The organism is Methanoculleus sp. (assembly GCF_036677455.1).
In the GTDB taxonomy this organism is placed as follows: domain Archaea; phylum Halobacteriota; class Methanomicrobia; order Methanomicrobiales; family Methanoculleaceae; genus Methanoculleus.
The window spans coordinates 62,672-89,017 of record NZ_JAVBWL010000011.1; the positions used below are offsets into that span (position 1 = coordinate 62,672).

Below are 26,346 nucleotides of genomic sequence, written 5' to 3' on the forward strand. Positions count from 1 at the left end.
CCGGAACGGTGCAGGCGAAGGTGAACCTTCTTCTCTTCCGCGTCCATCGAGGATCATGGCTGAAGCGGAAGATATCCAGCTGCCCCGATACCTGCGCCTGTCCGGGAGCGGCGAACTCGAAGAGCGGGCGCGGCGGGCGCACGAGGTGCTCCGCGACTGCGTCGTCTGCCCCCAGGAGTGCCACGTGAACCGCATCGAGGGGGAGGTTGGGTTCTGCCGGACTGGCCTCCTCCCGGCGGTCTCAAGTTACAGCCCCCACTTCGGCGAAGAGCCTCCGCTCGTGGGGAGGTATGGGTCAGGGACGATATTCTTCTCCGGCTGCAATATGCGTTGTGAATTTTGTCAGAACTTCGGGGTCAGCCAGTGCGGGACCGGCACGGCAATCTCGTGCGAAGACCTCGCCGGGATCATGCTCCGCCTGCAGGAACGCCGGTGCCACAACATCAACTTCGTCTCTCCCTCGCACGTCGTCCCCCAGATCCTCCGCGCGACCGCCCTCGCCGCCGAACGTGGCCTGACTATTCCGCTGGTCTACAACAGCGGCGGTTACGACTCCGTGGAGACCCTCCGGCTCCTCGACGGCGTCATCGACATCTACATGCCGGACGCGAAGTACGGGCGGGACGACGTGGCGTGGGAACTCTCCCATGCCGAAAGCTACGTGGAGCGGATGCAGGCGGCGCTCCGCGAGATGCACCGGCAGGTTGGGGACCTCGCGGTCAGGGACGGGATCGCGGTGCGGGGCATGATCATCCGTCACCTGGTGCTCCCGGGAAACCTGGCAAACAGCGAGATCGTGATGAAGTTCATCGCCGACGAGATATCGCAGGACTCCTATGTGAACGTCATGGCCCAGTATCACCCGGCATGGAGGGCGGTCGAAGGAGGGAGGAGCCCGGTGCTTGCGGCACTGCAGCGCCCGGTCACTGCGCGGGAGTACGGGTATGCCATTCATTGCGCAAAGGAGAACGGCCTCTCACGGGGGTTCCCGTGAGCGACAAAACCCGGACAACCCACCATCCGAAAGGTATTCACCGGGGGGGCGAGAGAGTTGTGTGATGCAGAGACGGTCGAATATCCGGTATGCGGCGCTGAGTGATATCGGGGGGCGGATGCGCAACGAGGATGCGTTCCTTGCCGACCGGGTGGATGGGTATCACGTCTTCGCCGTCGCGGACGGGCTCGGGGGGCACGCCGCCGGGGACGTGGCAAGCAGGACCGCGATCGAGATCCTCACGGAGGCTGCAGGCAAGGGGTTGCCGGAGACCGAACCTGCCGCACTGCTTGAGCGGGCATTCCAGTGTGCAAACACCGCCATCCGCGACTATAACCGGGAACACCGCCTGAACGCCGGGACAACGCTCTCGGCGGCGATCGTCAGCGACTCAGGCCGATGCTGGATAGGAACGGTGGGCGACAGCAGGACGTATATCATAACGCCGTCGTCGGTCTGGCACACGCGCGACCAGAGTTATGTCCAGAGCCTGGTGGAGGCGGGGATGCTCTCCCCTGAGGAGGCGATCTTCCACCCGCAGAAGAACATCCTGACCCGGGCGCTCGGCCTCGCGGACCGGGTGGAGGTCGACCTCGACCTCGTTGAACTCGCCGAGGCGGTCCTCGTCATCAGTTCGGACGGGCTCCACGACTACGTCCCGGCGAGCACCATCCAGGGGATCGTGACGACGAACGAGCCCGATACGGCATGCCGGCTCCTGGTCGATGCCGCGAGAGACGCTGCAGGCACCGACAACATAACCGTGATCGTTATGCGGTCCTAGACCCCGTCTGCTCCGGCTTCCCGGAGCGCCCCACGGATCGCCGCACGGACACCGTCATTCACCTCAACGTCGAGCGCCGCACGGAGCAGGCCGATCGCCTCCTCGCCGCCGATCTTCCCGAGGGAAGAAGCAGCGCTCCGCCGCACGAACTCGTTCTCGTCGTGCTGCATCCTTCCGAGGTGCGCTACCGCCCGGCGATCGCCGACCAGGCCGAGCCCCTTTGCCGCCATGTAGCGGACGTGGTCCTTCCCGTCGCCGAGGGCGAGAGCGAGGGGCGCATACGCCTCGCCGTCGCCGACCAGGCCGAGGACCTCCGCGGCACGGTAGCGCACCCGCCACTCGTCGTTCTGCAGCAAGGCTATGCAGGCAGGGACGGCCGGTCTCCCGAGCGCGGCAAGCCGAGAGGCCGCCTCCGCCCGCACAGCCTTTTCGGGATCGGAGAGGCGGGAGAGGAGCAGGTCCAGATGGTCGTCTCCGGTCTCCGGCAGCATGTTGGGGGTCATCTCAAGTCACATCCATGAAGAGCCACTCGCATCAAACGTTGCAGGCGCCCCGTAATAAGGGTTGAGCATGCGAACCCCGGCGACGGGCAGACGGGGACGGGGCCGGGCAATACCCGTGCAGGGCACCGCCGGAGGAGAGTGTGCCGGGCCACCGGGGGCCTGCTGCAGCAGGATATCCCGGCGACCTCGATCTACCGTCAGGATAGGAATCCAGAGGTATATAGGGCCAGACTTGCAAGAGTGAGAACCCCAATCCCGATGATGAGCGGACCCAGAACGTTGAATACGAGATCGCTCTCAATCCATTTTGCCAGAACGTGCATGGCACCGAATACCGCATCCGGGTATATATATTTTACCCGCCGAATAAAAATAAAATCTGATATATAACCCTTTCCAACATTGCCGGAGGTAGATCAGGGAAATTATAGAAATTTGCTGCTTTTTGATGTGTAACGGAGTATCCTGGCGTATCGGAGCAGTCTGCACGGGTGGGAGTGTCCTGCCGGATCTCGGCGGCGGGATGCGCTCCGCTCGACCCTGGAAAAATGAGAGAAAGTGACGCCCAGGACGGAATTCGAATCCGTGTCGACGGCGTGACAGGCCGTCATGATAGGCCACTACACTACCTGGGCACTTCTTGGTTGCTGGATCCCGCCTCCCGGATTCGAACCGGGGACATCGCGGTAGCCGCGCAGTTCGCCCGAGAGCGATGACTATACTACAGCCGCGCACTCTACCAGTCTGAGTTAAGGCGGGTCTCTGCTCTAATAATGTTAGAGACCGTTGTTATTAAACGTTTCGCTGAACCGTCCGGGCGTTACGTGGCTCAAACGCCATCCTATTTATACAACCTCCGATAATGGGTATGTATGAACCCTACAAACGCTGAAGCACCCAGGAACGCTGAAGCGTACTGTCTTCTTCACCGATAGCCGTGCGAAAAAGAACGTCACTGTTTTCGACACCACATTGCGCGACGGTGAACAAACGCCGGGCATCTCGTTCACGCTTGAAGAGAAGCTCGGTATTGCAGAGCAGCTCTCCGGAATCGGAGTACACGCCATCGAAGCGGGCTTTCCCGCGTCCTCCGACGCCGAGCGTGATATTGTCAAGGCCATCAGGGCTCTCGATCTCTCGACGCAGGTCTGCGGCCTTGCGCGGTCGCTCCGGGCCGACGTCGATGCGTGCATCGACTGCGATGTCGATATGGTCCACGTCTTCATCCCGACCTCCGACGTCCAGCGCGAGTACACCATCAAGAAGACCCGCGAGCAGGTCCTCGAGACCACCGGCGAGATCGTCGCCTATGCCCGCGACCACGTCGACCGGTGCATGTTCTCCGCGATGGACGCGACAAGGACCGACTGGGATTACCTGATCGAGGTATACCGCGCTGCGGTGGACGCCGGGGCCACGGTCATCAACGTGCCCGACACCGTCGGCGTGATCACCCCGGCAGCCATGAAACGCCTCATCACCCGGATCGACCGGGAGGTGAACTGTCCGATCGACGTCCACTGTCACAACGACTTCGGGCTTGCGGTGGCAAACACCATCGCCGCGGTCGAGGCCGGCGCCTCCCAGGTGCAGGTGACGGTGAACGGCATCGGCGAGCGGGCGGGCAACGCCGACCTCGCGCAGACGGTGATGGTGCTGTCGTCCATCTACGGGATCGACACCGGCATCCGGACGACGAGCCTCGTCGAGACCTCAAGGCTCGTCTCGCGCTACTCCAGGATGAGCGTCCCGGCCACGCAGCCGATCGTCGGCGAGAACGCCTTTGCCCACGAGAGCGGGATCCACTCCCACGGCGTCATCACCCGGTCGGATACGTTCGAACCGGGCATCATGACGCCGGAGATGGTTGGCCACCGGCGCAGGCTGAAACTCGGCAAACACGCCGGCAGGCACGCGGTCAGGCAGATGCTCGCCGAGGTGCAGATGGACCCCGCCGACGGACAGCTCGACGAGATCGTCGTGCGGGTGAAGGCGATTGCCGGGAAGGGCAAGCGGGTGACGGACGCAGACCTCTACGAGATCGCCGGGAGCGTCATGCAGCTTGCACCCGACGAGAAGACCGTGGAACTCCAGGACGTCGCCATCATGACCGGCAACCACGTCATCCCGACGGCCAGCGTCAGGGCAGTCGTCAACGGGGAGGAGCACATCTTCTCGAGCGTCGGCAACGGGCCGGTGGACGCGGCCGTCCGGGCGATCCTCGGCATCATCCCGGCCCCGGTCCAGCTCAAGGAGTTCAACATCGAGGCGATCTCCGGGGGCACCGACGCTCTCGGGCACGTCACCATCGCCATCGAGGATGAGCGGGGCCGGGTCTTCGATGCCAGCGCCTCAAGCGATGACATCGTCCTCGCATCGGTCGAGGCGGTGATCAACGCGATCAACCTCGTCTGCCGGACGAGGAAGTTCGAGCAGGAAGAGTGAAGACCTCACTCCAATTTTTGAGAAAAAGGATTTTGAGTTCAGGCAGCCCCGGGGGGTTGCTGTTTCCCCTCGATCGCTCCCCGGATCTGCCCTGAGAGCTGCTCGAACCTGCTCTGCAGGGCCTTCTCCTGCTTCTCGAGCGACTTCACCCGGAGTTCGAGCGTCTCGACGCGCTCGTTCAAGGAAGCGAGCACCTGCTCCCGGCTCTTCTGCATCATGATGCTGCCGACGTTCATGAAGACCGCCGCGTCCTCGGGGACGTCGGCCAGGTCCTCGATCGCCCGCCGGGCTTCGCGGACAGTCAGTTCATACTGTGCTTTCTGCGAGACCACAGTCTGCAGCTGCTGCTGCATCTGCTGGAGCATCGCCAGCTGGTTCTGGACCTTTGGTGGGATATTTTCCATATGCATCAACCTCCTCAAATGGGATGAAGTTGGGTAAGATTATTTCGGGTAACGGACAGGAGGCCTTCCGGCCCCCCTGCCATGTCTCTACATGATAGGGACGCGGAAGTCATTAAAGGTGAGGGTTCGCAGAAGGGAGGTTCTCCATCATCCTGACGGGGCGGCGATCTCCCGCATCTCAATGGCGATGGTGATCAGCCGGAGCCAGGTGTTGAGCGCCGCCCGGAGCGCCGGGATGTCGGTTGCGGCCACCTCGAGGACGAGGGTCTGCTCGTCTTCGAGCCGTACGCGGACCGACGACCGGTCCCCCACATCGTCCATCTCCTGGAAGAGGGAGAGGTAGAGAGCGCGGGCGTCGTCGGTGGTGAACCGAAAGACTGCGGTATGCTTCATCCGGTGACCTTTAAGGTGTAGCGTTTCCGCTGCGTCCCATCAAAGACGATACGACGTTCCGGCAGGGCTTCCCCGGCAAACAGAACGTTGAGGTGGTCCTTGAGAGCTTCGTACACGGAACGGTCCGAGACGAAGAGCCCGCGGGCGAGTACGCCGGGACGCTCTGCGACCGTAAACGACTTGAACAGGATCTCCGCCACCGATTCCTCGTTTGAGAAGACCTGAATAAGAAAAATAGGGCCTGATCGAGATACGATCACAACCGGCCCGCCGAGGGCGAAGAGGTCGCCCATTCCCGCCTTGCCCCGGGTAAGATACTCGGCGTCGACCGCGAACGCCAGATCCCGGGCGAGGGAGCGCACCTCGGGGACCGGTTTACGTGACGTCGTGACGACCGTCATCGAGCCTTCAGATCTTTAATCGCGGCTCCGCGTTCCTTGAAGAGGATGCGGTGTCCGCAGTAGGGACAGCGGATATTGACGTCGATCTCCACTTTCTGTTTGCAACGAGCGCACTTATAGGCAGCCACGACCTAGTAGCCCTCCTTCTGCAGCGAGCGCTCGATGCTCCGTGCAGCGACGCGCATCGCGGGCGTCTCCGGGACGTAGCTGCCACCGGCAAACTTATACCCGCACTTGCGGCACGTCCAGATGCCCGTTCCCTCACGCTTGACCGCTGCCTGGTCGCAGCGGGGGCAGGCGTGGTTCGCGCGGGAGACCTGCTCGATCTGGTTCACTCTCTTGCGGATAAACCGGCCATACCGGGGGCCAAAACGTCCGGAACTTCCGACTACCCTGCCCTTTGCACTCTGTTTGCGCCTTGCCATTTCGCGTACCTCTGATATGTCCTATAATTTTTGCGCTGTCGACTAATATACTTACTCACAACACGCGTTCGATGATCCGGGTCTCTGCATTGCCCTTTGATATCTTGTTCACCTGGTCGTAGAACTCTTCCTGGATGCCCGCGGGAATCCTGACGACGGCGATCCAGGAACCGTCCTTCTGCCACTCGTCCTGCTCGAGGGTCCCCGCGTTCTTGAGCTCGTAACCTCTCGCAGCATAATCCGGCGGAATCTTCACGGCGATGCGGACTTCTTCAAAGCGGATAGGAAGCAGCGGGCGGAGCGCCTTGACGACCTCTTTGACCTGTTCTTCGACGGATTTGAAGGGGTCGATGCTCACCCGCGCCTCCTCCATGGCGAGCTCGATCCGTTGCGGCGGGTGAGGGAACCCGGTCTGCGGGTTGACGGCGTTCCTCGATATGAACGTGATGACCCGGCTCCGTTTCTCGGCGATCAGGTGACGGCGCTGTTCGGAGGTGAGATGGATCTCGCCCTTCTTGATGATCCGCAGGGCGGCTGCTTCAAACTCGGTCGTCTTGAAGACCTTCAGGAGGGATTCATCGGATGCCCGTTCAGCATGGGCGGCGTTTGAGAAGATGGAGTCGGCTGCAACCGCATCCTCCAGGTCGACATCCTCTCCCTGCCGGATGCGCTGAGCCTGGTCGGGGTCGACAAGCACCTCGAACCGCTCTCCGTAGCTCTCAAGCCGTGCTACAACTGCCTGGTCCAGGGGTATCATATGGGGTGCCGCTCACTCTTCGAACTGGTCGACGTAGGCCTTCACTTCGTCCCGGTCCAGCTTCCGGAACTCCCGGGTCTCGATGGAGACGAGGCCGATCTCGATGGCGCTCACGTCCAGCTTGCCTTCTGTCGCGGCGTGCAGGGCCTTGATACCGAGTTTGACGGCGTCGGTGAAGTTCGCCGTCTCGTCGTACTCCTCCTCGAAGACCTTCATGACCGCAGGCCGGCCCGTGCCGATCCCGGTCGCCTTGTATTCGAGGAGCGTGCCGCTCGGGTCGGTCTCAAAGAGCCGGGCTTCACCGTCGCTGACCCCGGCAATCAGGAGGGCGGTCCCGTAGGGGCGTGCACCGCCGAACTGGGTGTAGGTCTGCATGTGGTCGCAGAGTTTCTTGGCCAGGGTCTCGACATTGATCGGTTCGTTGTAGGAGACCCGGTTGATCTGGGACTCGACCCGCGCCCGGTCCACGAGGGACCGCGCATCGCCGACAAGACCGGAGGACGCTACACCGATGTGCGAGTCGATCTTGAAGATCTTCTCGATAGAGACCGGTTCAAGGAGGCGGGACGTCACTCTTTTGTCGACGATCAGCACGACACCTTCGCTGCACTTGATCCCGACGGCCGTCGTGCCCCGCTTCACCGCTTCTCTGGCGTACTCAACCTGGTAGAGCCTACCGTCCGGGCTGAAGACAGTGATCGCCCGGTCATATCCCATCTGATATTGTGGTTGCATTATCGTTCCTCCAAATCGGCTTCGGTGAAAAATACTATCTTCTGATGTTTAATACCTTTTTCAACCAAATCAACCTTTTGACGGGGATAGCGGTACACCGTGAAATGGTGCTCCCCGAGGGTCGTTTCTTCAGCCTCTGAGAGTGGCCGGATCGGTTTCATCCGGCGCTTCAGAGCATGGATGGTCCCGGAGACGGCGACCGTCCTGAGGGCAACCGGTTCATCGGCGATCGCGGTGACCGTCGTAAGGGTGGTGGCGATGTCCTTCTCTGTCCCTCGCCGGCACCGGACCACGATGTACCCGGCGTCGCAGAAGACCACTGCCGGTTCTGCAAACCCGACGGCCGCGTCACCCCAGAGGGAGGTCGCGGCCTCGATGACCGAGAAGTAAGCCTGTTTCTGGTCCGGCCTTGCCCCGTAGGGGAGGACCCGCGCCAGGATGTAGCGCCGCTTTGTCCGCATCGCCGGAGGTCTCGGCCTCATCCGACCACCTTCACGGGCTGCTCCGGCTCCATGAGCCGGCCGATCGACGCGAGAGCCTCGCTCACTTCCGCCCCGGTCATGCCGAAGAGCGCGCAGAGGCCCCGGACCTCGCGGGCCGACCGCTGCTCGAGGATCGAGTGCGCATCGGACGATATCGTCAGTGGAAAACCGTAGCGCCGCTGGAGCGAGAGGACGTCCGCGTATCGCTCGAGCGCCCTCTGGCGCCGGGTCCCCCGGAGCCGGATGATGGGGGCAAGCGAGATATCCACCGCCACACCACGCTCGGCCGCCGACCGTGCAGCGACGTGATCGAAGGCGTTCCTCCTGGCAGCATGGATGTTCCTGATGACATTCACCTCTTTCAGCCCGACGACGGCCCGGTTGAAGGAGATGTCGCCCGCGTTGACAGAGACCAGATCGGCCCGCCGGACGGCGGGCTCCCGCAACCGTTTGATGACCTCTTTCTGAGATGCAGCGTTGATCACGACCCCACAAAGAACCTCCGCCCCGGGGGGCTGACGCCCGACCTCACCGATGGCGACGATGCTATCAAACCCGAGGTCTCTCGCCTCAAGCGCCATCCGTGCAAGCGTCGAGTCGCCGGTAGGGTAGGGGTATACACTCGCGTCCGTGACCTTCATCAGGAGTAAACCGTGCAAAAAAAGGGTAGTTATTTGCCGCGGTTCGCATGCGAACGGATGCTCGGGCGGGTCTTCTCGGTCCCGCGCCCGCGCGTCCGCATCCCGCGCCCCTTCATGCCGGCAGAGGTCTTGCCGCGCTCTGCCCGGCCCCGGTGGACCGGGTCGGCCAGCCACGCGAGGTTGCGGTCGCTCCGGATCGACGGGTGGTGCCCATCGACCAGGATCACCTCAAACCACTTTGACCGTCCATCCTCGCCGACCCAGTAGGAGTTCAGAGCCTCCATGTTCGGGAACTTGCGGGATGCACGCTCTTCGGCCATCCGCTGCAGGCTCTTTGCCGGGGTCATGCGGCGCATGCCCATGCGTGCGGTCCGGCGCCCGCGGATGTACCGGGGCTTCCTCCGGCCACCGCGGCGGACCTTGACCCGCACGACGACGATCCCCTGCTTGGCCTTGTAACCGAGCGAGCGGGCCCGGTCGATCCGGGTTGGGTGCTCCACGCGCACGATGGTTCCTTCGCGCCGCCAGACCTGGAGACGCTCCCAGAGGAGACCTTTCACCTCGGACCGGTCGGGCCTCTTCCATGCCTCACGAACGTAGGCATACATTGACTTTGCCATGCTTTTAATCACCTCAGGTTCAGCGTTTCCGCCACATTCCTTTCCGGGACGTGTCCCGTGGTTCCTAACAGGTTGACGAGAGCGCTAATAAAGGATTCCTTTCTCCGCAGGAGGACCTAGGCGCCCTTCCTCTTCTCGACGACGTGGATGGCATCGATCCGGGTGACCGGGTACTGCCCGTTCTCGTCTTTCTCGGCCGATTTGACCATATCCCAGACGGTGAGGAGCGCGACGGAGACGCCGGTGAGCGCTTCCATCTCGACGCCCGTCCTCCCGTAGGACTTCACGCGGGCGGTCGCCTCGATGTAGCCGTCCCCCTCCTCGAACTCGATGGTGATGCCCGCAAGCGGTATGGGGTGGCACATGGGGATGATGCGCGGCGTCTCTTTCACCGCAAGGGTGGCTGCTACCCGCGCGGTCGCGAGGACGTTGCCTTTGACTGCGGTCCCTTCCCGGATGGCCCGAAGCGTCTCGCCCCGGAGGTAGATCCTCCCGGCCGCAACCGCTTCCCGGGGGACCTCGGTCTTTGCCGAGATGTCAACCATCTGCGCGCGGTCGTTCTCGATGTGGGTGAAGACCGGGGTCTTGGTCTGTTCGCCGGACTCGCTCATGGTAATCTAGAGATCTTCGGTCTCTTCGGGGATAAAAGGAAACGCCCGGGGTGAGGTCACTCCGGCCCGGGGCAGCGGAAGAGTTCGGCTGGAATATAGTCCAGCATGTCGGTCGCGAGCATCCCGCACCCGCGTTCCCCCGCGGCCCGCATGCCGGCCCTGCCGCAGACGTAGGCGGCGATACAGGCCGCTTCAAACGCCGGGACCTGGCAGAAGAGCGCTCCCGCGACACCGGCAAGCAGGTCGCCCGTCCCCCCGGTGGTCATCGCGGGGGTCCCGGTCCGGTTGAATCTGACCCGCGTCCCGTCGGAGACGACGTCGACCGGCCCCTTGAGCAGGACGGTCCCCGCCGTTGCGGCTGCCTGCACGCACCGGCCGCGCGCCGCGAGGTCCGCCGGGGGTGGTGTCCCGGTGATCCGGGTAAACTCTCCCGCATGCGGGGTGTAGATCGTTGCTTTCGCAACGGGCAGGGGGCGGGCGAGCGCGTCGGCGTCGAATACGGCCCGCTTCGCCGCCCCGGCGATGGCGAGGACGACGTCGTGGCTCTCGACCCCGAGGCCCATGCCGCAGACGACCACATCGGCCCGCCCGGTGAGCCGGAGGATCGTCTCCAGGTGGTCGGTCGTGATCGCCTTGCCTTCCAGGCGCTCGTAGATCAGGTCGGGCATGGGGATGTAGGCCGGAGAGGCGATCCGGACGATATCGGCGCCGGCACGGAGCGCCCCCATCGCCGCGATGTAGGGCGCCCCCTGGTAGGGCCCGCCCCCGACGACGAGGACCTCGCCGCCGGCACCTTTGTGGGCGCCGGATGCCCGGGCCGGGACAAGCGTAAGGTCGCCCGGGCCGGTGTAGACCTCGGCCTCGAGCGGGATGCCGATATCCACGACGTCCGCGCCCGCCACCTTCGGCCGGTGGAACGATATGATCCGGTCGGCCCGGAGACCAGGGGTGGGGATATCGACGGCGAGGACCGGCGCGGCGCTCGCGTTCGCCCGGGCAATGAGGGTTGCAAACGGCTCCCGCACCGTGCCCGACGCCCCGGTGCCGAGCATCGCGTCGATGATGACGTCGGCGTCGTCAAAGAGGCTGCCGAGCCGCTCGACGTCGGCAGCGCACCGGACCGGGTGGAGGGCGACGGAGCAGTGGCGGAGGAGCGACTCCTGGTGGGCGGCCGCGGGGGTGATCGACCCGCAGTCGGGGTAGACGACGTCGACCGCATCGAGGTGCTGCAGGTACCGGGCCGCCACCATCCCATCGCCGCCGTTGTTCCCCCGGCCGCAGAGGACGAGGGCCCGGGAAGGGTCGCGGGCGAGGACGGCGTTCGCGACGGCCCGGCCGGCGCTCTCCATCATCAAAAGCGACGGCTGGCCGAGCGCCATAGCGTTCCCCTCGACCGCCCGCATCCGACCGGCGTCGATCACGCCGGTCTCCAGAAACTCCCGCATATCGCCCATCGTCATCTATCGCCCCTCCCGGAAGGTTGTCTGATAGGTGCTATGATGGTCCCTTCTTACATAATTTTTGAAAGAAGGTAGATAGGGGGACTACGATGTAAGAGGGGAAGATGGGATTTGGCAGAAACAAAGCCAACCGAAGCGAGGGAAAAACCTGATAGAGTGGACCGTGGGGGCTGCGCACCTTCGGTGCTCGAGCTCCTGCCCTTCGGCCAGTCGCTTATCGCCATTGGGGGAACGACGTCCGGGGAACGACTGTCCGTAGGACAGGGGTTCGAGAAGCCTTCAGGCTTCGAGGCACGAACACAGTGAGCGTGAGCACCGAAGGTGCGAGGTGGGGCTGACGGGGAATGCGAGTGTAGCGAGCTTGAGCACCATAGGTGCGAGGTGCGAACGAAGTGAGCATGAGAAATCCGAAGGATTTCGAGGGAGCTTGCCTCCCTCCCCTGTCTCAACTCGCAAAGATCGAGGTCATCCAAAAAAATCTATGAGCCTTCCGTACACCCTGATCGGAACACTCACCTCCGAGGTTTCTACCATCCAAACTATATCCTGAGCAAGGAGGGTGAAACGGCTTCCCCTTGGGTATCGCCACGCGGGGGAGGGGCTGACGGGGAGGGGGCATGCCCCCTCCCCTGTCTCCACCTCATAAGGTTGCTACCTGTAGCCCCCACACTCCCATGCTTTATTGACCTCTCACGACGCACTACTATGGAGATGGGCCTCGATAACGATCTGCGGAGAGCGGCAGAGATCATCTGCGATGCGGAGTCGGTGACGATCGTCTCGCACATCGACGCCGACGGCATCAGCACGGAGTCGATCCTTGCGCAGGCACTCAGCCGCGAGGCGATACCCGTCACCTCCGTCTTCGTCCGCCAGCTCGAGCCGATGGCGATGCGCCACGTCCCAAAGGACGGCTCCCTGAAACTCTTCACCGACCTCGGGGCCGGCCAGCAGGGCCTCCTTGAGGAGCACGGGCTCTCTGCCGACGAGGTCCTGATCCTGGACCACCACGTCAGCCAGCCCGGCGAGACCGCCTATCCCCAGGTGAACAGCCTGGACCACGGGATCACCCGGATGAGTGCTGCCGGCATCGCCTACCTGGTTGCCAGGGCGATCGACTCAACGAACACTGACCTCGCGAAACTCGCCGTCGTCGGGAACGTCGGGGATATGATGGCCCGGGAGCATTGCGGGCTGGTCGGCCCGGCCCGCGAGATCGTCTCCGACGGCGTCGAGTACGGCAACATCGTCGTGCAGAAACCGGACCTGAACTGCTACGGGACGTCCACCCGCCCGGTCCATACCTGCCTCGCCTACTGCGACGACCCCTACATTGATGGGATCTCGAACAGCACGAGCGGGGCACTCCGGTTCCTCGAGCGGCTCGGGGTCACGCTGAAGAACTCCCGCGGCGGCTGGCTCGTCTGGGAAGAACTCCCGTTCGACGACCGACGCACGATCATCAGCGCCCTTGCCCAGCAACTCATCGCGCACGGGAGGGAGACCGACCGCCTGCTCGCCGAGACTTACATCTTCCCCGACGAGCCGGAACGGACCCCGCTCCGGAACGCCTCCGAGTATGCCACCCTCCTCAACGCCTGCGGCCGGTGGGCAAAGCCCGGGATCGGGGGGAGCATCTGCCGCGGAGACCGGGGGGACGCCTACCGCGACGCGGAGTACATGCTCGCCCACCACCGCTCGGTCATCCGCGACCTGCTCCAGTACATCCTCGATACCGGGGTGACGGAGCTCTCGCACCTGCAGTATATCCACACCAAAGACCGGTTCCCCGACACCATCGTCGGGATCGGGGCGGGGATGGCGCTCTCCAAACTGAACTGGAGAAAACCGATGATGGTGCTCTCCGCGATGGTGGACGAACCGGAGGTCACGAAGGTCTCGATGCGGACGAACGAGTGGGCGCTCGGCCGCGGCGTCGACCTCCAGGAGGCACTCGCCGAGGCGTCGGCAGCGGTCGGCGGCGCCGGCGGCGGGCACCGGATCGCGGCCGGAGCGTTCATTCCCCACGATACAGAAGAGGAGTTTATTGATGGTCTCAACCGAATACTCAAACGACAGTTCGCTCAAGCGGATCCGGACAATAGCTGACTTCCAGTTCGGCGCCGGAGCAGGAGCTGCGGTCTTCCCCGACGAGTGCACCTTTCAGTACTCGACGACGGGGCGGATCCGCCAGGTGCGCCTGGGAAAAGAGCGGCTTGCTACCGTTCGCGCACAGGACGGCCGCCTGACCCTCGGGATCGCCGGAGCAGAGCGGCTTGCCGCCCACCTTGCCCCCCCGGCCTACCGGGTGACGGTGCAGGAGGACGTGACCCCGTTCATTGCGGACGGAAAGAACGCGATGGCAAAACACGTCATCGCTGCCGATGACGGCATCCGCGCAGGAGACGAGGTGCTGGTGGTGACCGGGGACGATACGCTCCTCGCCACCGGGGGAGCCCTGCTCTCCGGCCGGGAGATGCTGGCATTTAATTACGGTGTAGCCGTAAAAGTACGGCAGGGGAGAGGATCCACATGATGCCTGGAAAGATAAACCCGAAGAAGATGAAGCAGATGATGAAACAGATGGGCATGGAGATGGAGGAGATCGAGGGCGTCGAGAAGATAGTCATCTACACGCCCGCGGGAAACTACGTCTTTGACGATGCCCAGGTCGTCGCGACCACCATGCAGGGGACCACTACCTACCAGATCACCGGGGAGGCCCGGTTCGAGGAGGCAGTCCCGGATATCCCCGATGAAGACGTCGCCCTCGTCGCGTCCCAGACCGGAGCAACGGAAGAGGTTGCGAGGACAACACTCATCGAGACCCGCGGCGACATCGCCGAAGCGATCCTGAAACTCTCGCAGCAATGATCGAGGATGGGGAACACCTCCTGCTCGTCGGCGGGGAACGTGAATACTTCGTGAAGGCGGGCGAAGGAAAGTTCTCCACCGACCGGGGGATGATCGACCTCGGCGCGCTCGCGGGCATGAACCCGGGAGACGAGATCCGGACCCACCTCGACGTCCCGTTCACGGTTCTGCGCCCCCGGCCGACCGACTTCTTTGTCCACGCCAAAAGGAGCGGAGCCCCGATGCTCCCCAAGGACATCGGGATCGTGATCGCCTACACGGGCATGAACCGCGACGATACGGTCCTCGATGCCGGGACCGGAAGCGGCGTCGCTGCAATCTACTTCGGGAACGTCGCCCGGGCGGTGAAGACCTACGAGGTGCGCCCGGAGTTTGCCCGGCTTGCGGAGAAGAACATCAGGAATGCGCGGCTCGACAACGTCGAGGTGGTCGCGGCCGATATGCTTGACGCGGCCGGAGAGTTCGACGTCGTCCACCTGGACCTGACGATAACCCCGGCACACGTGGAGCACGCCTTCTCGCTCCTCTCGCCCGGCGGCTACCTGGCGTGCTACACGCCGTTCCTTGAGCACACGTTTGTTGCGCTCGATACAGCGACGCCGCTCTTCCGCGACGTCCACTGCTACGAGTGCATGGAACGGGAACTGACGCGCTCCGCCCGGGGAACCCGGCCGTCGACGAGGGTCGCCCACAGCGGCTACGTCACGATCGCAAGGAAGTGAAAAGCGGGCGAAAAATAAAGTTCGTTCTTTTTCCAGACAGGAGCACCCGCTTCACTGGATAAGAATTTCGGCGGATACTTTGATGGGATTTACCGGGGATATTCGTCCGTTATTATTGGTAAGCATTATGCCTGAGAAGAACGCGGTAATGGATTTGTAATCGTCCGATTCGAGTACAAAGTAGAACGTATGCTCAGTTGGACAGGAATACGCTCCGTGAACTTTTATGCCCAGTTTCTTCGCTGAGTCCTCCATCCCCTCGATCCAGAGCCTGACTTCAGGAGCAAATTCCTTCCTTGCAAGACAGAGTTCAGGCGGATGTACGAGAGTAGCCACAAACATCATGGTTCTCACCACAGCCCGGAACACTATCATGCTTTATAATACCATTGCACACGATGGGATTCGCTCTTCGGCGAAGACCCTTGAAGCAGTTCGTGAACGGACGAGAAAAGTGGTTGATCGACTGTTGCAGGGTTACGGGAGGGCAAGCGCCCGGTCCCTGCAGCATACAACACGGTCATATCAACCCGCCTCCTGCACGAGGGGTACGCCGCGGGGGGTGAACGTACTCCTGACGAAGGGGCGCCGTATCCACCCCCATGCGGAGGGCGCCTCCTTATCATGCGCCGACGAGCCCCGCCAGGTAGAGGGGGTTCAGGTAGAGGGGGTTACTCCTTCAGCGGACGTTCCCACCCGGTGTAGCCGCAGTAGATGCAGCAGTCGCCGCCGCAATGATGGCACTTCTGCGAGGGCTGCGGCACCATCACCCTACCTGTTTTGTTGCAGTACAGACATCCAAGCCCATCACAGTGGCAGCAGACCTCGGGGGCATACTCTTCCTGTTCTTCGGACACGCGATCATCTCCAGGAGTAAGTGGTAGGGAGGCAGAGGTGAGAAAGGTTGTTGTCGCGGGAAAAAAGGTATTAGTGGATGCGGGGCGAACCAGTATTCAGGAGAGAAGAGGGGTTTTGCCCGTGTCGCGGCGGGAGGCGGAACGATCCGGGCGCCGCCCCCGTCGGCAGGGCAGAAGACCCTGGAAGGTAGCCACACGATGTACCACATTATCTCGATCCACGATTTTGAGAAGAGTGATCTTGACCACCTGCTGGACCGGGCGAAGGAGTTCGATACCGGGAATTACCGGTCCCGGGTGCTTGACGGTAAACTTGCTGCCCTCCTCTTCTTCGAGCCCAGCACCCGCACGCGGATGTCGTTTGCGACGGCCATGGTCAGGCTCGGCGGGAACTCGATCAGCGTGGACTCCGTGGAGGCAAGTTCCATCGCCAAGGGAGAGACACTGGCCGACACCATCCGGGTGGTGAGCGGTTACGCGGACGCCATCGTCCTCCGCCACCCAAAGGAGGGGGCGGCACGGCTGGCAAGCGAGTTCGCCACGGTCCCGGTCATCAACGCAGGGGACGGCGCGGGGCAGCACCCGAGCCAGACGCTGCTTGACCTCTACACCATCCGGCAGTCGATGCCGATCGAGGGGCTCGATGTCGGGCTCCTCGGGGATCTCCGCTACGGCCGGACCGCGCACTCGCTGGCGCTCGCCCTCTCCCTCTACGGCGTCACCCTCCACACGACCGCCCCGGGAGGGCTCGAGATGCCGGCGAACATCGCCCTCGAACTCCGTGAGCGCGGCGTGGAGGTGGTCGAGCATGCGGACGTGGAGGAGGTGATCCGGGAGCTGGACGTCCTCTACGTCACCAGGATCCAGCGCGAACGATTCCCCGACTCGGCGTCGTACTACAACGTCGCGTCCAGTTACCGGATCACGCCCGAACAACTCTCGGGTGTCCGGGAGCACCTGATGATCCTCCATCCCCTCCCGCGCGCGGGAGAGATCGACCCTGCGGTGGACCGGACGCCGTATGCGCGTTACTTTGAGCAGGCACGTAACGGCGTGCCCGTCAGGATGGCGCTTCTCCATGAGGTGATGCAATGAGCAGGAAAGACCCGTCGGGGGGGCTGGTCATCAGCCCGATCAAGAACGGCACCGTCATCGACCATATCACCGCAGGCGAGGCGTTGAACGTGCTCCGGATCCTCGGGATCACCGGGTCGACCCGGGAGTGCCTGAGCATCGCGACGAACGTCAGAAGCAAACGGATGGGGAGGAAGGACATCGTTAAGATCGAGAATCGGGAGCTCCGCACAGAGGAGGTCGACCGGATCGCCCTGCTTGCACCGCATGCGAAGATCAACATCATCCGCGACTTCCAGGTGGTGGAGAAGAAGGGGGTCGAGATCCCGCGTGTCCTCAGAGGTGTGGTCAGATGCCCGAACCCCGGCTGCATCACGAACACGAACGAGCCGGTGGAGAGCGCGTTCGAGGTGCTCGATAAAGGGCTGCACTGCCTCTACTGTGACTGGCTGGTCAAGAACGATATCGCAGGCCACATCATCTGATCAGGCGCCCGTGCCGGTCGATCTCCCCCCGGTAGATCCGGGTGCTCGAGATCCGCCGGCCGTCTTCAGCAAGGACGCACGAGATCTCGTGGAGATCCACTTTTCTCTTCCCCCGCTCCCGCCGGAGTTCGTTGATCTCCACGGCGACCGGAAAGGTCTCCTCGGAGACGACCAGGATCTCGAAGTCAGCGTCAAGGGCGCTGCCGTAGCGGTCGGAGAGCGGTATGACCGTCCACGTCGCGGTGTAACCCCGCTCTTTGATGAAGGACGCAACGGTTGCCAGCCGTTCCTGGTAGGAGTGGACGGGATGGACCTTTGCCCCGGCAAACTCGTCGGTCGTCAACCCGATGATCACCTCGCCGTCAGGCCCGGCAAGTTCAAAGGACCGGGAGAGGAGTTTTCTATGTCCGGCATGCAGGGGATCGAACGTCCCCCCGACCATCACTCTCATCTGGAGGCGTTTGGCGTGAGGAGGCTTATGGGTGGTGGTCGGCAGTGGAGCGGTGAGCGGGGTCCCGTCTTCTCCCCCTCACCGCCGGGGGAGAGCATTTTGTATAAAAACGATCAATAGTAGACCTACTATGGAGAGCGGATCAGTCGTGGGGGACCGCGTCTTTATTGCGGAGAACGCAACAGTCATCGGAGACGTGACGCTCGCCGACGATGTGAGTGTCTGGTTCGGCGCCGTCGTCCGGGCTGATCGGGATACGATCACGGTGGGAATGGGCTCAAACATCCAGGATAACGCCGTCGTCCACACCACGCCCGGCTTTCCCGTCACCATCGGGGCCGGGGTCTCGGTCGGTCACGGCGCCATCCTGCACGGCTGCACTATCCGGGACCGGGTGCTCGTCGGGATGGGGGCGGTTGTCCTGAACGGCGCGGTGGTGGGCGAGGGTTCCATCATCGGCGCCGGGGCCGTCGTCACCGAAGGCAGGGAGGTCCCGCCGAACTCGCTGGTCCTCGGTGTGCCCGGGAAAGTGGTCAGGGAGACGACGCCTGAGGAGCAGGAGAGCATAACTCACAATGCAGATGAATACGTCAAACTCGCAGGGAGATACCGCCATGGCTGACGTCGTGGTCATCGGCGCCGGGGTTGCCGGCATCCAGGCAGCGCTCGACCTCGCCGACCACGAGGTTCACGTCCATCTCATCGAACGCGAACCGACCATCGGGGGGCACATGGCCCAGCTCGACAAGACGTTCCCCACCAACGACTGCTCGATGTGCATCCTCTCGCCGAAGATGGTGGAGGTGGCCCGGCACAGAAACGTCACCATTCACACCTGCTCCGAGGTCGAGTCGGTCGAGGGCGAGGCCGGCAACTTCACCGTCCGGGTCAAAAAACATCCCCGTTACGTCATCGAGAGCGAGTGCAACGGGTGCGGGGACTGCACCCGGATCTGCCCGGTGGAGGTCTACAACCGGTTCGACGCCGGCATCGGCGTCCGGAAGGCGATCTACAAGCCCCACGCCCAGGCGGTCCCCGACATCGTCGTCAAGGACCAGGAGCACTGCATCGAGTGCGGCCTCTGCTACGACGCCTGCGGCAAGGAGGCGATCCTGCACGAAGACGAGGAGCGGGTCTTCGAGATATCGGCGGCAAGCATCGTCGTCACGACTGGTTATGCGACGTTTGATGCCCGGAACAAGAAGCAACTGCGCTACCTCGCTATCCCGGACGTCATCACGAGCCTCGAGTTCGAGCGGATGATCAATGCGAGCGGGCCGACCGGCGGCAAATTGAAGCGGCTCTCAAACGGCAGACCTCCGCGAAGCATAGCCTTCGTCCAGTGCGTCGGCTCCCGCGACCTCGCCGCCGGCCGCCCCTACTGCTCGGGGGTCTGCTGCATGTACGCGATGAAGAACGCCATGCTCGTCCGCGAGAAGAACCCCGACATCGAGGTCACAATCTTCTACAACGACATCAGGGCCTACGGCAAGGGGTACGAGGAGTACTACGAGCGGGCGAGGAACCTCGGGGTCCGGTTCGTCCGCGGGTTCCCCGGCGAGGTGCTCGAAGAGAACGACCGCCTGATGATGGTCGCGGAGAATACCGAGACCCGCGAGGTGGAGACGTTCTACCCGGACCTGGTGGTCCTCTCCGTCGGGCTCGAACCTGCCGACGGCGGGGAGGTGATCGCCCGGATGCTCGGGATACCGCGAGACGACTCAGGGTTCTTCGGGGTTGCCGACCAGAAGGTCGGCCCCGTCCTCACGGTGAAGCCCGGGATCTACGTGGCGGGGACTGCCGTTGCGCCGAAGGACATCCCCGACTCGGTCGCCACGGGCGAGGCGGCGGCGATGCGGGCGTTCCTCGACGCGATCAGGGTGGGATAATGCAAGAAGAGCCTTACACCATCGCGTGGGACACAAAGACCGACTGCATCGTCTACATCGACCAGACCCTCCTCCCGGGCCGGTATGAACAGATGCGGTGCGAGACCGTCGAGGACCTCGCCCGGGCGATTCGGGGGCTTGAGATCCGGGGAGCACCGGCGCTCGGCATCGCCGGCGCGATGGGCGTGGCGCTTGCGGTCGCCCGGAGCACCGAGACGGATCTTGCGCGGCTTCAGGCTGATATCAACCGTGCGGCAGACCTCCTCCGGAGCACCCGGCCGACCGCGGTCAACCTCGCGTGGGGGATCGAACGGGTCCAGCGGAAGGTTGCGATGGCCGCCTCGGTCGCGGAGGCAAAGACCATAGCCGTCGCCGAGGCGCTCGCCGTCGCCGACGAGGATGAACTGACCTGCCGGCGGCTCGGCAGGTTCGGCGAAGAACTCTTCCCGGCCGACTGCACGGTGCTCACCCACTGCAACGCGGGAGCGCTCGCCTGCCGGTGCTGGGGGACGGCACTCGGGGTGATCCGGTCGGCGGTCGAGGCGGGAAAGAACGTCCGGGTGATCGCCTGCGAGACCCGGCCGCTGAACCAGGGGTCCCGGCTCACCTGCTGGGAACTTGCCCGGGATGAGATCGACGTCACCCTCATCCCTGATTCCTCGGCGGCCTACCTGATGCGGAAGGGGGAGATCGACCTCGTCATCGTCGGCGCGGACCGGATCACGAAGGATGCGGTCTTCAACAAGATCGGGACCTACATGCACGCCGTCGCCGCCCATCACCACGGTATACCCTTCTACGTCGCGGCGCCCGTCTCCACGTTCGACCTTGCCCGGACGGAGTCGGAGATCACCGTCGAGGAGCGGGACCGCTCGGAGCTTGCCTCCTGCGGCGACCGGCAACTCGCCCCCGACGATGTAAAGGTGCTCAACTACGCCTTCGATGCCACCCCGCTCGACCTCGTCGATGCGATCGTCACCGAGATCGGAGTGCTGCGGCCGCCGTATGCCGAATCCTTCCGGCTTGTCGGGAAGCCGGCCCTTCACCGGGAGGAGGGAGCCTGACGATGTCGTTCTTCGACGCCGATATCTGGATCCAGTTGATGACCATCATCGGGGAGGTCACGTTCTTCCTCATCCTCGGGATGCTGCTTGCGGCGATTGCCCTTGCCATCATCGCCACCGCCTCGATCACCCGGGGGAAGTTCTACCTGCCACGGATCCTGATCCCCGGCATGGTCCTCCTGGAGGGGCTCGTGAAGGCGATCTGCAAACTCCTGGGACTGGACGACAGGGACCTCATCACGTTCTTCATCACGCTCAGGAACACCATGAACACCAAGGCCTTCGCCGAGACACCGGTGGAGCAGCGAGCGGTCTTTCTGCCCCAGTGCCTCCGGTCGGCACAGTGCCCGGCGCACCTGACGCCGGAAGGCCTCAAATGCCGCAACTGCGGCCGCTGCTCAGTCGGAGAAAACGTAGTGTGGCTGGAGAAGACCGGCTACCGTGTCTTCATCGTCCCGGGCTCGACGTTCATCAAGCGGATGGTCAAGAAGTATCGCCCGCGGGCGATCATCGGCGTCGGCTGCCTTATGGAGGTGAAGGACGGGATCGATATGGGTGACCGGATAGGGATCACCGCCATCGGTGTCGTGAACGCAAAAGACGGGTGCGTGGAGACGATAGCGGACTGGAACGGGGTGAGGGATGTTGCCCTGCTCGGCCTCGAGCACCCGTCAGGTCCCGTAGACCTTCACAGCCCTGCCGAATAGACGCTCGCTCGTGACCTTGCCGTAGACGAAGATCGTCTCGGTGCTGTTCACATCCCCAACCCTGACCCCCGGCCGGAGGGTGATGTTTCCTCCCGCCTGGACGGAGCGGAGGCAGGCATTGTCGCAGATGGTAGCGGCTCCCCTTACCCGGAGCGGCCCTTTTATCCTCGCATCGTGCCCGACGACGATGCTCTCCGCTTCGATGAACCCGCCGACCGTTGAGCCCGGCCCGAGTTCGAGGCATCCGGCAACGGTCAGGTTGCCCCAGATATGCGTCTCCGGAGGGGTGATAAAATTCCCATCTATCTTCACGTTTCCGTCAAAAAAGGAACCTTTCGGTGCTATGTATGTGTCCCCGTGCCGGTAAACTTTCATGAAGATCTCCTGGATAACAGCTCGGTCCGTAACCTGATAAAATTATCAGTGTGATTACCCGAAGATTGCAGGGTTGCACCTGTTTTTGCCGGCCCATGTTCACCAGGTACTCACCCCGCCGGCCAAAACCGGGGAAATACCTGCACCGGCCACAGCCCGGCAACCCGGGCACGCGGGGGCAGCGCGTGGCGGTAGGTGACTGGCCGAAGGGCAGGAGCAGGAGAAGACCGAAGATCTTGGACTAACGATGTTCCGGCAGGAACGGAGTTCAAGCACCGCCAGGTGCGTTGTCCGGTGGAAAGCCGTGCCCCAGGGAGCGAGCCAGGGCTCCACCCATTTTCCGTATTTTCCCATCTAGTGGACCGTGGTGGGTATCGCCATTGGGGGAACGACTGCCGGAACGGCAGGAGTTCGAGCACCGAAGGTGCGAAGTGGGGCCAACGGGGAGTGCGAGCGTAGCGAGCATGAGAAGACTGAAGGTCTTCGAGGGGGAGCATCCCCCTCCCCTGTCTCTATCGCGTAAGGCTCTATCGATAGCCCCCATCCCTGTCTCCGCCGCAAGTGTTGCTATCTGTAGCCCCATCCAGCCCGGACATCTGTAGCCCTCAGTCCAGCCAAATGAAAACATTGAACCACCAAGGGCTCCCGCGGTCATATCACCGCGACAATCGCGAAGACCGCGAGCGCGGCGAACATCCCGGTCCGGAGGATCGATGTTGCCCGGGACTTTCGGACGCACACCGAGGTCGTGCACGAGAGGGACCGGGAGGCCCCGAAGAGGATGACAAGGTCCACAACCGCGATGGCGGCGAGGTAGAAGGGGTCCCACCAGTCGCCGAGGGGGAGGACGCTCACCCCTACAGCGCCGCAGGCGCAGGCGAACGCGAGCATCCCCGTCCGCCGGATCCCGATAATCATGGGCAGCGTGCGGGCGCCTCCCGCCGCATCCCCGTCCACGTCCTCTGCATCCTTCAAGACCTCGCGTGCGAGGGTGGCGAGGAACGTGATCGCCGCGAGCAAGAGGTTCTGGACGAGCCCCTCGACGCCCGCGAACGCTCCGCCGAAGAGGAAGACGCTGCCGGTCAGGTAGGCGACGGCCAGGTTGCCGAGGGCCGGGATCCCTTTTAACCGGGCGGCGTATGCGATGAGGATGATCGAATTTGCAAGAGCGATCGCAAAACAGAGCGGGGTTGTCAATGCAGCAGCAAGAAGACCGCCGGCAAAGAGCACTGCCGTATACGCCTTTGCGCCGGCAAGGCTGATCTCCCCTGCCGGTATGGGCCGCTCGGGCCGGTTGATCCGGTCGATCTCGACGTCGTAGACGTCGTTGATAACGTTCCCGCCGGCGGTGATGAGCGCGACGACCACGGCGAGCAGGAGCGAGGGCAGCGTGAGAGTGCCCGTGGCGATGAGGTAGCCGATGAGCGCGGTAAGGCCGGCAACGACGGCGTTGTGCGGGCGGGTGATCCTGATGAAGGCAGAAGCGCTCATTCTCGAAGAGTTAGGTTCTCAGGCGGACGATAAATAACCCGATGGTCTATCGAGCGGGATCTGGAAAAGCAACGGGCTTGAGGGGATTTGAACCCCCGACATTCAGCTTAGGAGGCTGACGCCATGTCCGGACTAGGCCACAAGCCCACACTCTCGGAGTAGGAATATTACACATAAGAAGGTATAAGCGTATCGAACGTCCACCTTTTCGGGAAGCATGGATGTTGTTGCGGTTACGGAAGGAAAAACCCGGTTCTTCGTGCCCATACAGGATCCCCACCTCCAGTTCCCGCCGGGAAGCGGCCCGGTCTTTTATAACTCGCGTATGGAGCTGAACCGCGACGCTACCATCCTCCTGCTCGCCGTGCTGAGGCCGGAGAGCTACCTCGACGCCATGGGGGCGTCCGGCGTCCGGGGACTCCGGGTGGCTCACGAGGTCGGCATACCGGTGACGATCAACGACCGGAGTGAAACGGCGGTTGACCTGATCCGGCAGAATGTGGAGGCGCTGGGTCTTGCCGCCGAGGTGACCCGGAAGGATGCGAACGCGCTGATGAGCGAACGACGGTTTGATACGGTCGACCTCGACCCCTTCGGGACGCCGGCGCCGTTCGTCGATGCCGCGGCCCGGAGCGCCGCACGGCACCTCTTCGTCACCGCCACGGATACCGCGCCGCTCTGCGGGGCGCACCTGAAGGCCGGGATGCGCCGCTACTTCTCCCGCCCCCGGAACACCGAGTACCACGCCGAGGTCGGTCTCCGGACGCTTCTCGGGTTCGTTGCACGCGAGGTGATCAAGTACGATAGGGGCTTTGAGCCCCTCTTCTGCTACGCGCACGAGCACTTCCACCGGCTGCACCTCCGTATCCGCTACGGGGCGGCCGCGGCCGACCGGACGCTTGCGCGGATCGGCTACGTGATGCAGTGCGGAGACTGTCTCTACCGCTCGGAGAGGACCGGGATGCTCCCCGAGCCCGAGAGGTGCCCGATCTGCGGCGCGGACCTGGTGCCGGTCGGCCCCCTCTGGACAGGGAAGATCAACGACGATGCGACACTCGCTTCGATGCAGGAGGCGCTCCCCGGCATCACGGCCGGGACCGGTCCGCGGATCGCGCGGCTGCTCGATACCTGCCGCCAGGAACTGGAGACCTCAAGCCACTACGACTACCACGTCGTTGCAAAAGCGCTGCGGGTCTCTCCCGGCGGGATCGAGACCGTCATCGGGCGGTTACATGCCCTCGGTTACCGGGCGAGCCGCGCACACTACTCGGGGACCGCCATAAAGACCGATGCGCCGCTCCCGGTCCTCGAAGAAGTGATCAGCGGCGGGTGACGACAGTGAGAATGTCCCCGTCCGCGAGCTGGTGGGTGATGCCGACACGCTGCGCGTTGTGTTTGGCCGAATCGCCCCAGACCTTTGCGTAACGGAACTTGTCGGCGAAGTCCCGGTGAAGGCGGTTGCAGACGTCCGCGACCGTCGCCGGGCTCCGGATGATCAACGGTTCGTCCATATCCGCGGGGCCGCCGACGGGCTTTAAGTAGACCCGCATGAAGCCCAGGTTCTCGAATATGGCGTCTTTGAGGTCTTCGATGTGGTAGCCGCTGTGCGCAGATATCATGATCGGCGCATCGCCGAACCGTTCGGTCAACTCGCTCTCGATCTTCGCCCGGGTCTTCTCTTCCACCAGGTCGACTTTGTTGACCGCGATGAACGCGGGGACGTAGACCCGGTTGCCGATCATGGCGTCGATGAAGTCGTCCTGCGTGACGCCGTTGCGGATCAGGACGTCGGCATTGACGATCTTGCTCTCTGCAAGGATTGCACGGATCTCCTCGAGATCCAGGTCGACAGCGCCGACGGTGTTCAGCCGGATACCACCGGATCCGGCCTTCTTGATGGTGATATCAGGTTTTGGCCGGTTGATCCGGATGCCGGAATCGTGGAGCTCCCGGAGAAGGACGTCCACGTGCTTCTCGTTGAAGACGTCGACCAGGACCAGGATCAGGTCCGCGGAACGGACGACGGCGATCACCTCTTTCCCGCGGCCCTTGCCCATGGCCGCACCGGCGATCAGGCCGGGGATATCCAGGATCTGGATCTTTGCGCCCCGGTGCTCCATCGAGCCGGGGATGACCGAGACGGTCGTGAAGGCGTAGGCCGCCGTCTCGCTGATGTCAGAACCGGTGAGCCTGTTGAGCAGTGTACTTTTACCGACCGACGGGAAGCCGACCAGAACGACGGTGGCGTCTCCCGACTTCTTCACGGAGTAACCCTCGCCCCCGCCCGCGGAGGCCATAGCCCGGGCTACCGCATCATCACGAATTTTTGCGAGTTTCGCCTTGACGCGACCGATGTGCTTCGAGGTCGCCTTGTTGTACGGTGTATTCTTGAGTTCGTCCTCAAGTTCTCGTATCTGCTCTTCGACACTGCTCATTGCTGCCGATACAGATATGTTGGGCAGCTACTTATTGGTGTCTGTGATGGAAATCAGGGTGCCGCGAGGGGATTTGAGCCCGTAAAAGGCTCCGATCGCCCGGCCAACGACCGGACCGGTGAGGGGCGGGCATGAGAAAGGCTTAAATAAAAACATATCTAACTATTTAGAGCACGTTGGTGCACGCGCTGCTATAGTGTAGACCGGCCAATCATGCAGGACTCTCACTCCTGCGACTGGGGTTCGAATCCCCATAGCAGCATCCTT

Annotated in this window: 34 protein-coding genes and 4 tRNA genes; 15 read left to right on the top strand and 23 right to left on the bottom strand. The window is 63.1% G+C overall.

All coding sequences use genetic code 11. The features are described 5' to 3' along the window. The first annotated feature begins 55 nt into the window (after window positions 1-55). Together V6K60_RS03755 and V6K60_RS03760 are read left to right on the top strand one after the other, a co-directional pair. Entirely contained in the window at window positions 56-994 is a 939-nt protein-coding gene (locus V6K60_RS03755) for a radical SAM protein (protein ID WP_332449177.1), read from the top strand. A 64-nt stretch (window positions 995-1,058) separates the two neighbouring features. Next, entirely contained in the window at window positions 1,059-1,778 is a 720-nt protein-coding gene (locus tag V6K60_RS03760; RefSeq protein WP_332449178.1) for a PP2C family protein-serine/threonine phosphatase, read from the top strand. Here V6K60_RS03760 and V6K60_RS03765 read toward each other — a convergent pair. The 4 genes from V6K60_RS03765 to V6K60_RS03780 form a co-directional block, all read right to left on the bottom strand. Then, on the bottom strand, window positions 1,775-2,281 hold the full coding sequence (locus V6K60_RS03765; RefSeq protein ID WP_332449179.1) for a HEAT repeat domain-containing protein: 507 nt from the start codon (window positions 2,279-2,281) through the stop codon (window positions 1,775-1,777). The two genes, V6K60_RS03760 and V6K60_RS03765, sit on opposite strands and share 4 nt — an antisense overlap. Window positions 2,282-2,478: 197 nt before the next feature. Continuing rightward, window positions 2,479-2,604: a hypothetical protein gene (locus V6K60_RS03770; protein ID WP_332449180.1), complete on the bottom strand. Its 126-nt coding sequence runs from the start codon at window positions 2,602-2,604 to the stop codon at window positions 2,479-2,481. 239 nt (window positions 2,605-2,843) lie between these two features. Then, window positions 2,844-2,916: transfer RNA gene (locus V6K60_RS03775), tRNA-Asp, on the bottom strand. 17 nt (window positions 2,917-2,933) lie between these two features. Next, window positions 2,934-3,040, bottom strand: a tRNA-Tyr gene (locus tag V6K60_RS03780). 147 nt (window positions 3,041-3,187) lie between these two features. Here V6K60_RS03780 and V6K60_RS03785 point away from each other — a divergent pair. Then, window positions 3,188-4,726 carry a 2-isopropylmalate synthase gene (locus V6K60_RS03785; RefSeq protein WP_332449212.1) on the top strand — a complete coding sequence of 513 codons (1,539 nt, stop codon included), beginning with the start codon at window positions 3,188-3,190 and terminating at the stop codon, window positions 4,724-4,726. 38 nt (window positions 4,727-4,764) lie between these two features. Here V6K60_RS03785 and V6K60_RS03790 read toward each other — a convergent pair whose 3' ends face one another. From V6K60_RS03790 to V6K60_RS03845, 12 genes are all read right to left on the bottom strand, one after another. Further along, window positions 4,765-5,130, bottom strand: a complete 366-nt coding sequence (locus tag V6K60_RS03790; RefSeq protein ID WP_332449181.1) for a prefoldin subunit beta — start codon at window positions 5,128-5,130, stop codon at window positions 4,765-4,767. A gap of 147 nt (window positions 5,131-5,277) precedes the next feature. After that, window positions 5,278-5,523 carry a KEOPS complex subunit Pcc1 gene (locus V6K60_RS03795; protein ID WP_332449182.1) on the bottom strand — a complete coding sequence of 82 codons (246 nt, stop codon included), beginning with the start codon at window positions 5,521-5,523 and terminating at the stop codon, window positions 5,278-5,280. After that, the gene (locus V6K60_RS03800; RefSeq protein ID WP_332449183.1) at window positions 5,520-5,924 is read right to left on the bottom strand and encodes a hypothetical protein; all 405 of its coding nucleotides are present in this window, start codon (window positions 5,922-5,924) and stop codon (window positions 5,520-5,522) included. Before V6K60_RS03800 ends, V6K60_RS03795 begins: the two co-directional genes overlap by 4 nt. After that, a complete protein-coding gene (locus tag V6K60_RS03805) occupies window positions 5,921-6,052 on the bottom strand; it encodes a DNA-directed RNA polymerase subunit P (protein ID WP_250987419.1) in 132 nt (43 codons plus the stop codon). The genes V6K60_RS03800 and V6K60_RS03805 overlap by 4 nt, the downstream gene beginning before the upstream one ends. Window positions 6,053-6,055: 3 nt before the next feature. After that, window positions 6,056-6,349, bottom strand: a complete 294-nt coding sequence (locus V6K60_RS03810; RefSeq protein WP_332449184.1) for a 50S ribosomal protein L37ae — start codon at window positions 6,347-6,349, stop codon at window positions 6,056-6,058. Window positions 6,350-6,404: 55 nt separating this feature from the next. After that, on the bottom strand, window positions 6,405-7,106 hold the full coding sequence (locus V6K60_RS03815; protein WP_332449185.1) for a ribosome assembly factor SBDS: 702 nt from the start codon (window positions 7,104-7,106) through the stop codon (window positions 6,405-6,407). Window positions 7,107-7,118: 12 nt separating this feature from the next. Continuing rightward, complete coding sequence (psmA, locus tag V6K60_RS03820) at window positions 7,119-7,841, bottom strand: archaeal proteasome endopeptidase complex subunit alpha (protein WP_332449186.1); 723 nt, start codon at window positions 7,839-7,841, stop codon at window positions 7,119-7,121. After that, window positions 7,841-8,323: an Rpp14/Pop5 family protein gene (locus tag V6K60_RS03825; protein WP_332449187.1), complete on the bottom strand. Its 483-nt coding sequence runs from the start codon at window positions 8,321-8,323 to the stop codon at window positions 7,841-7,843. The genes psmA and V6K60_RS03825 overlap by 1 nt, the downstream gene beginning before the upstream one ends. Next, the gene (locus V6K60_RS03830; protein WP_332449188.1) at window positions 8,320-8,964 is read right to left on the bottom strand and encodes an RNase P subunit p30 family protein; all 645 of its coding nucleotides are present in this window, start codon (window positions 8,962-8,964) and stop codon (window positions 8,320-8,322) included. The genes V6K60_RS03825 and V6K60_RS03830 overlap by 4 nt, the downstream gene beginning before the upstream one ends. 29 nt (window positions 8,965-8,993) lie before the next feature. After that, window positions 8,994-9,584 carry a 50S ribosomal protein L15e gene (locus tag V6K60_RS03835; RefSeq protein ID WP_332449189.1) on the bottom strand — a complete coding sequence of 197 codons (591 nt, stop codon included), beginning with the start codon at window positions 9,582-9,584 and terminating at the stop codon, window positions 8,994-8,996. A 116-nt stretch (window positions 9,585-9,700) separates the two neighbouring features. Continuing rightward, the gene (moaC, locus tag V6K60_RS03840; protein WP_332449190.1) at window positions 9,701-10,195 is read right to left on the bottom strand and encodes a cyclic pyranopterin monophosphate synthase MoaC; all 495 of its coding nucleotides are present in this window, start codon (window positions 10,193-10,195) and stop codon (window positions 9,701-9,703) included. A 56-nt stretch (window positions 10,196-10,251) separates the two neighbouring features. Continuing rightward, window positions 10,252-11,655 carry an NAD(P)H-hydrate dehydratase gene (locus V6K60_RS03845; RefSeq protein ID WP_332449191.1) on the bottom strand — a complete coding sequence of 468 codons (1,404 nt, stop codon included), beginning with the start codon at window positions 11,653-11,655 and terminating at the stop codon, window positions 10,252-10,254. A 711-nt stretch (window positions 11,656-12,366) separates the two neighbouring features. On the opposite strand from V6K60_RS03845, the gene V6K60_RS03850 reads away from it, so the two are divergent. Genes V6K60_RS03850 through V6K60_RS03865 form a run of 4 tightly spaced genes read left to right on the top strand, consistent with a single transcriptional unit; the run spans window position 12,367 to window position 15,251 of the window. Beyond that, a complete protein-coding gene (locus V6K60_RS03850; protein ID WP_332449192.1) occupies window positions 12,367-13,764 on the top strand; it encodes a DHH family phosphoesterase in 1,398 nt (465 codons plus the stop codon). Then, entirely contained in the window at window positions 13,706-14,191 is a 486-nt protein-coding gene (locus V6K60_RS03855) for a PUA domain-containing protein (RefSeq protein WP_332449193.1), read from the top strand. Before V6K60_RS03850 ends, V6K60_RS03855 begins: the two co-directional genes overlap by 59 nt. After that, window positions 14,188-14,529, top strand: coding sequence for a nascent polypeptide-associated complex protein (locus tag V6K60_RS03860; protein WP_332449194.1), 342 nt, complete (start codon window positions 14,188-14,190; stop codon window positions 14,527-14,529). The genes V6K60_RS03855 and V6K60_RS03860 overlap by 4 nt, the downstream gene beginning before the upstream one ends. Then, window positions 14,526-15,251: a methyltransferase domain-containing protein gene (locus tag V6K60_RS03865; RefSeq protein ID WP_332449195.1), complete on the top strand. Its 726-nt coding sequence runs from the start codon at window positions 14,526-14,528 to the stop codon at window positions 15,249-15,251. The genes V6K60_RS03860 and V6K60_RS03865 overlap by 4 nt, the downstream gene beginning before the upstream one ends. Window positions 15,252-15,302: 51 nt before the next feature. On the opposite strand, the gene V6K60_RS03870 is transcribed toward V6K60_RS03865, so the two are convergent. Both V6K60_RS03870 and V6K60_RS03875 read right to left on the bottom strand, forming a co-directional pair. After that, complete coding sequence (locus tag V6K60_RS03870; protein WP_332449196.1) at window positions 15,303-15,596, bottom strand: hypothetical protein; 294 nt, start codon at window positions 15,594-15,596, stop codon at window positions 15,303-15,305. A 326-nt stretch (window positions 15,597-15,922) separates the two neighbouring features. Further along, on the bottom strand, window positions 15,923-16,108 hold the full coding sequence (locus tag V6K60_RS03875; protein WP_332449197.1) for a hypothetical protein: 186 nt from the start codon (window positions 16,106-16,108) through the stop codon (window positions 15,923-15,925). A 198-nt stretch (window positions 16,109-16,306) separates the two neighbouring features. On the opposite strand from V6K60_RS03875, the gene pyrB reads away from it, so the two are divergent. Together pyrB and pyrI are read left to right on the top strand one after the other, a co-directional pair. Beyond that, the gene (pyrB, locus tag V6K60_RS03880) at window positions 16,307-17,203 is read left to right on the top strand and encodes an aspartate carbamoyltransferase (RefSeq protein WP_332449198.1); all 897 of its coding nucleotides are present in this window, start codon (window positions 16,307-16,309) and stop codon (window positions 17,201-17,203) included. Further along, window positions 17,200-17,667, top strand: coding sequence for an aspartate carbamoyltransferase regulatory subunit (gene pyrI / locus V6K60_RS03885; RefSeq protein WP_332449199.1), 468 nt, complete (start codon window positions 17,200-17,202; stop codon window positions 17,665-17,667). Before pyrB ends, pyrI begins: the two co-directional genes overlap by 4 nt. Here pyrI and V6K60_RS03890 read toward each other — a convergent pair. Next, entirely contained in the window at window positions 17,660-18,118 is a 459-nt protein-coding gene (locus tag V6K60_RS03890) for a phosphopantetheine adenylyltransferase (protein WP_332449200.1), read from the bottom strand. The two genes, pyrI and V6K60_RS03890, sit on opposite strands and share 8 nt — an antisense overlap. A gap of 130 nt (window positions 18,119-18,248) precedes the next feature. Between V6K60_RS03890 and V6K60_RS03895 the strand changes: the two genes are divergently transcribed. Genes V6K60_RS03895 through V6K60_RS03910 form a run of 4 tightly spaced genes read left to right on the top strand, consistent with a single transcriptional unit; the run spans window position 18,249 to window position 21,778 of the window. Next, on the top strand, window positions 18,249-18,740 hold the full coding sequence (locus tag V6K60_RS03895; RefSeq protein ID WP_332449201.1) for a gamma carbonic anhydrase family protein: 492 nt from the start codon (window positions 18,249-18,251) through the stop codon (window positions 18,738-18,740). Then, entirely contained in the window at window positions 18,733-20,007 is a 1,275-nt protein-coding gene (locus V6K60_RS03900; protein ID WP_332449202.1) for a CoB--CoM heterodisulfide reductase iron-sulfur subunit A family protein, read from the top strand. Before V6K60_RS03895 ends, V6K60_RS03900 begins: the two co-directional genes overlap by 8 nt. Then, complete coding sequence (gene mtnA, locus V6K60_RS03905; RefSeq protein WP_332449203.1) at window positions 20,007-21,071, top strand: S-methyl-5-thioribose-1-phosphate isomerase; 1,065 nt, start codon at window positions 20,007-20,009, stop codon at window positions 21,069-21,071. The genes V6K60_RS03900 and mtnA overlap by 1 nt, the downstream gene beginning before the upstream one ends. Before the next feature lie 2 nt (window positions 21,072-21,073). After that, a complete protein-coding gene (locus V6K60_RS03910) occupies window positions 21,074-21,778 on the top strand; it encodes a DUF116 domain-containing protein (RefSeq protein WP_332449204.1) in 705 nt (234 codons plus the stop codon). Here V6K60_RS03910 and V6K60_RS03915 read toward each other — a convergent pair. The 3 genes from V6K60_RS03915 to V6K60_RS03925 all read right to left on the bottom strand — a co-directional run bounded on the left by V6K60_RS03915 (window position 21,743) and on the right by V6K60_RS03925 (window position 23,791). Continuing rightward, window positions 21,743-22,090 (bottom strand): polymer-forming cytoskeletal protein, encoded by a 348-nt coding sequence (locus V6K60_RS03915; RefSeq protein ID WP_332449205.1) that lies wholly within the window; start codon window positions 22,088-22,090, stop codon window positions 21,743-21,745. The two genes, V6K60_RS03910 and V6K60_RS03915, sit on opposite strands and share 36 nt — an antisense overlap. A 714-nt stretch (window positions 22,091-22,804) precedes the next feature. Continuing rightward, complete coding sequence (locus V6K60_RS03920) at window positions 22,805-23,644, bottom strand: geranylgeranylglycerol-phosphate geranylgeranyltransferase (protein WP_332449206.1); 840 nt, start codon at window positions 23,642-23,644, stop codon at window positions 22,805-22,807. A gap of 72 nt (window positions 23,645-23,716) precedes the next feature. Beyond that, a tRNA-Arg gene (locus V6K60_RS03925) sits at window positions 23,717-23,791 on the bottom strand. A gap of 70 nt (window positions 23,792-23,861) precedes the next feature. On the opposite strand from V6K60_RS03925, the gene V6K60_RS03930 reads away from it, so the two are divergent. Next, window positions 23,862-24,977, top strand: a complete 1,116-nt coding sequence (locus V6K60_RS03930) for a tRNA (guanine(10)-N(2))-dimethyltransferase (protein ID WP_332449207.1) — start codon at window positions 23,862-23,864, stop codon at window positions 24,975-24,977. Here V6K60_RS03930 and V6K60_RS03935 read toward each other — a convergent pair. Next, the gene (locus tag V6K60_RS03935) at window positions 24,964-26,079 is read right to left on the bottom strand and encodes an OBG GTPase family GTP-binding protein (RefSeq protein WP_332449208.1); all 1,116 of its coding nucleotides are present in this window, start codon (window positions 26,077-26,079) and stop codon (window positions 24,964-24,966) included. The genes V6K60_RS03930 and V6K60_RS03935 overlap by 14 nt on opposite strands. A 187-nt stretch (window positions 26,080-26,266) precedes the next feature. Here V6K60_RS03935 and V6K60_RS03940 point away from each other — a divergent pair. Next, a tRNA-Glu gene (locus tag V6K60_RS03940) sits at window positions 26,267-26,341 on the top strand. The last annotated feature ends 5 nt before the right edge of the window (window positions 26,342-26,346 follow it).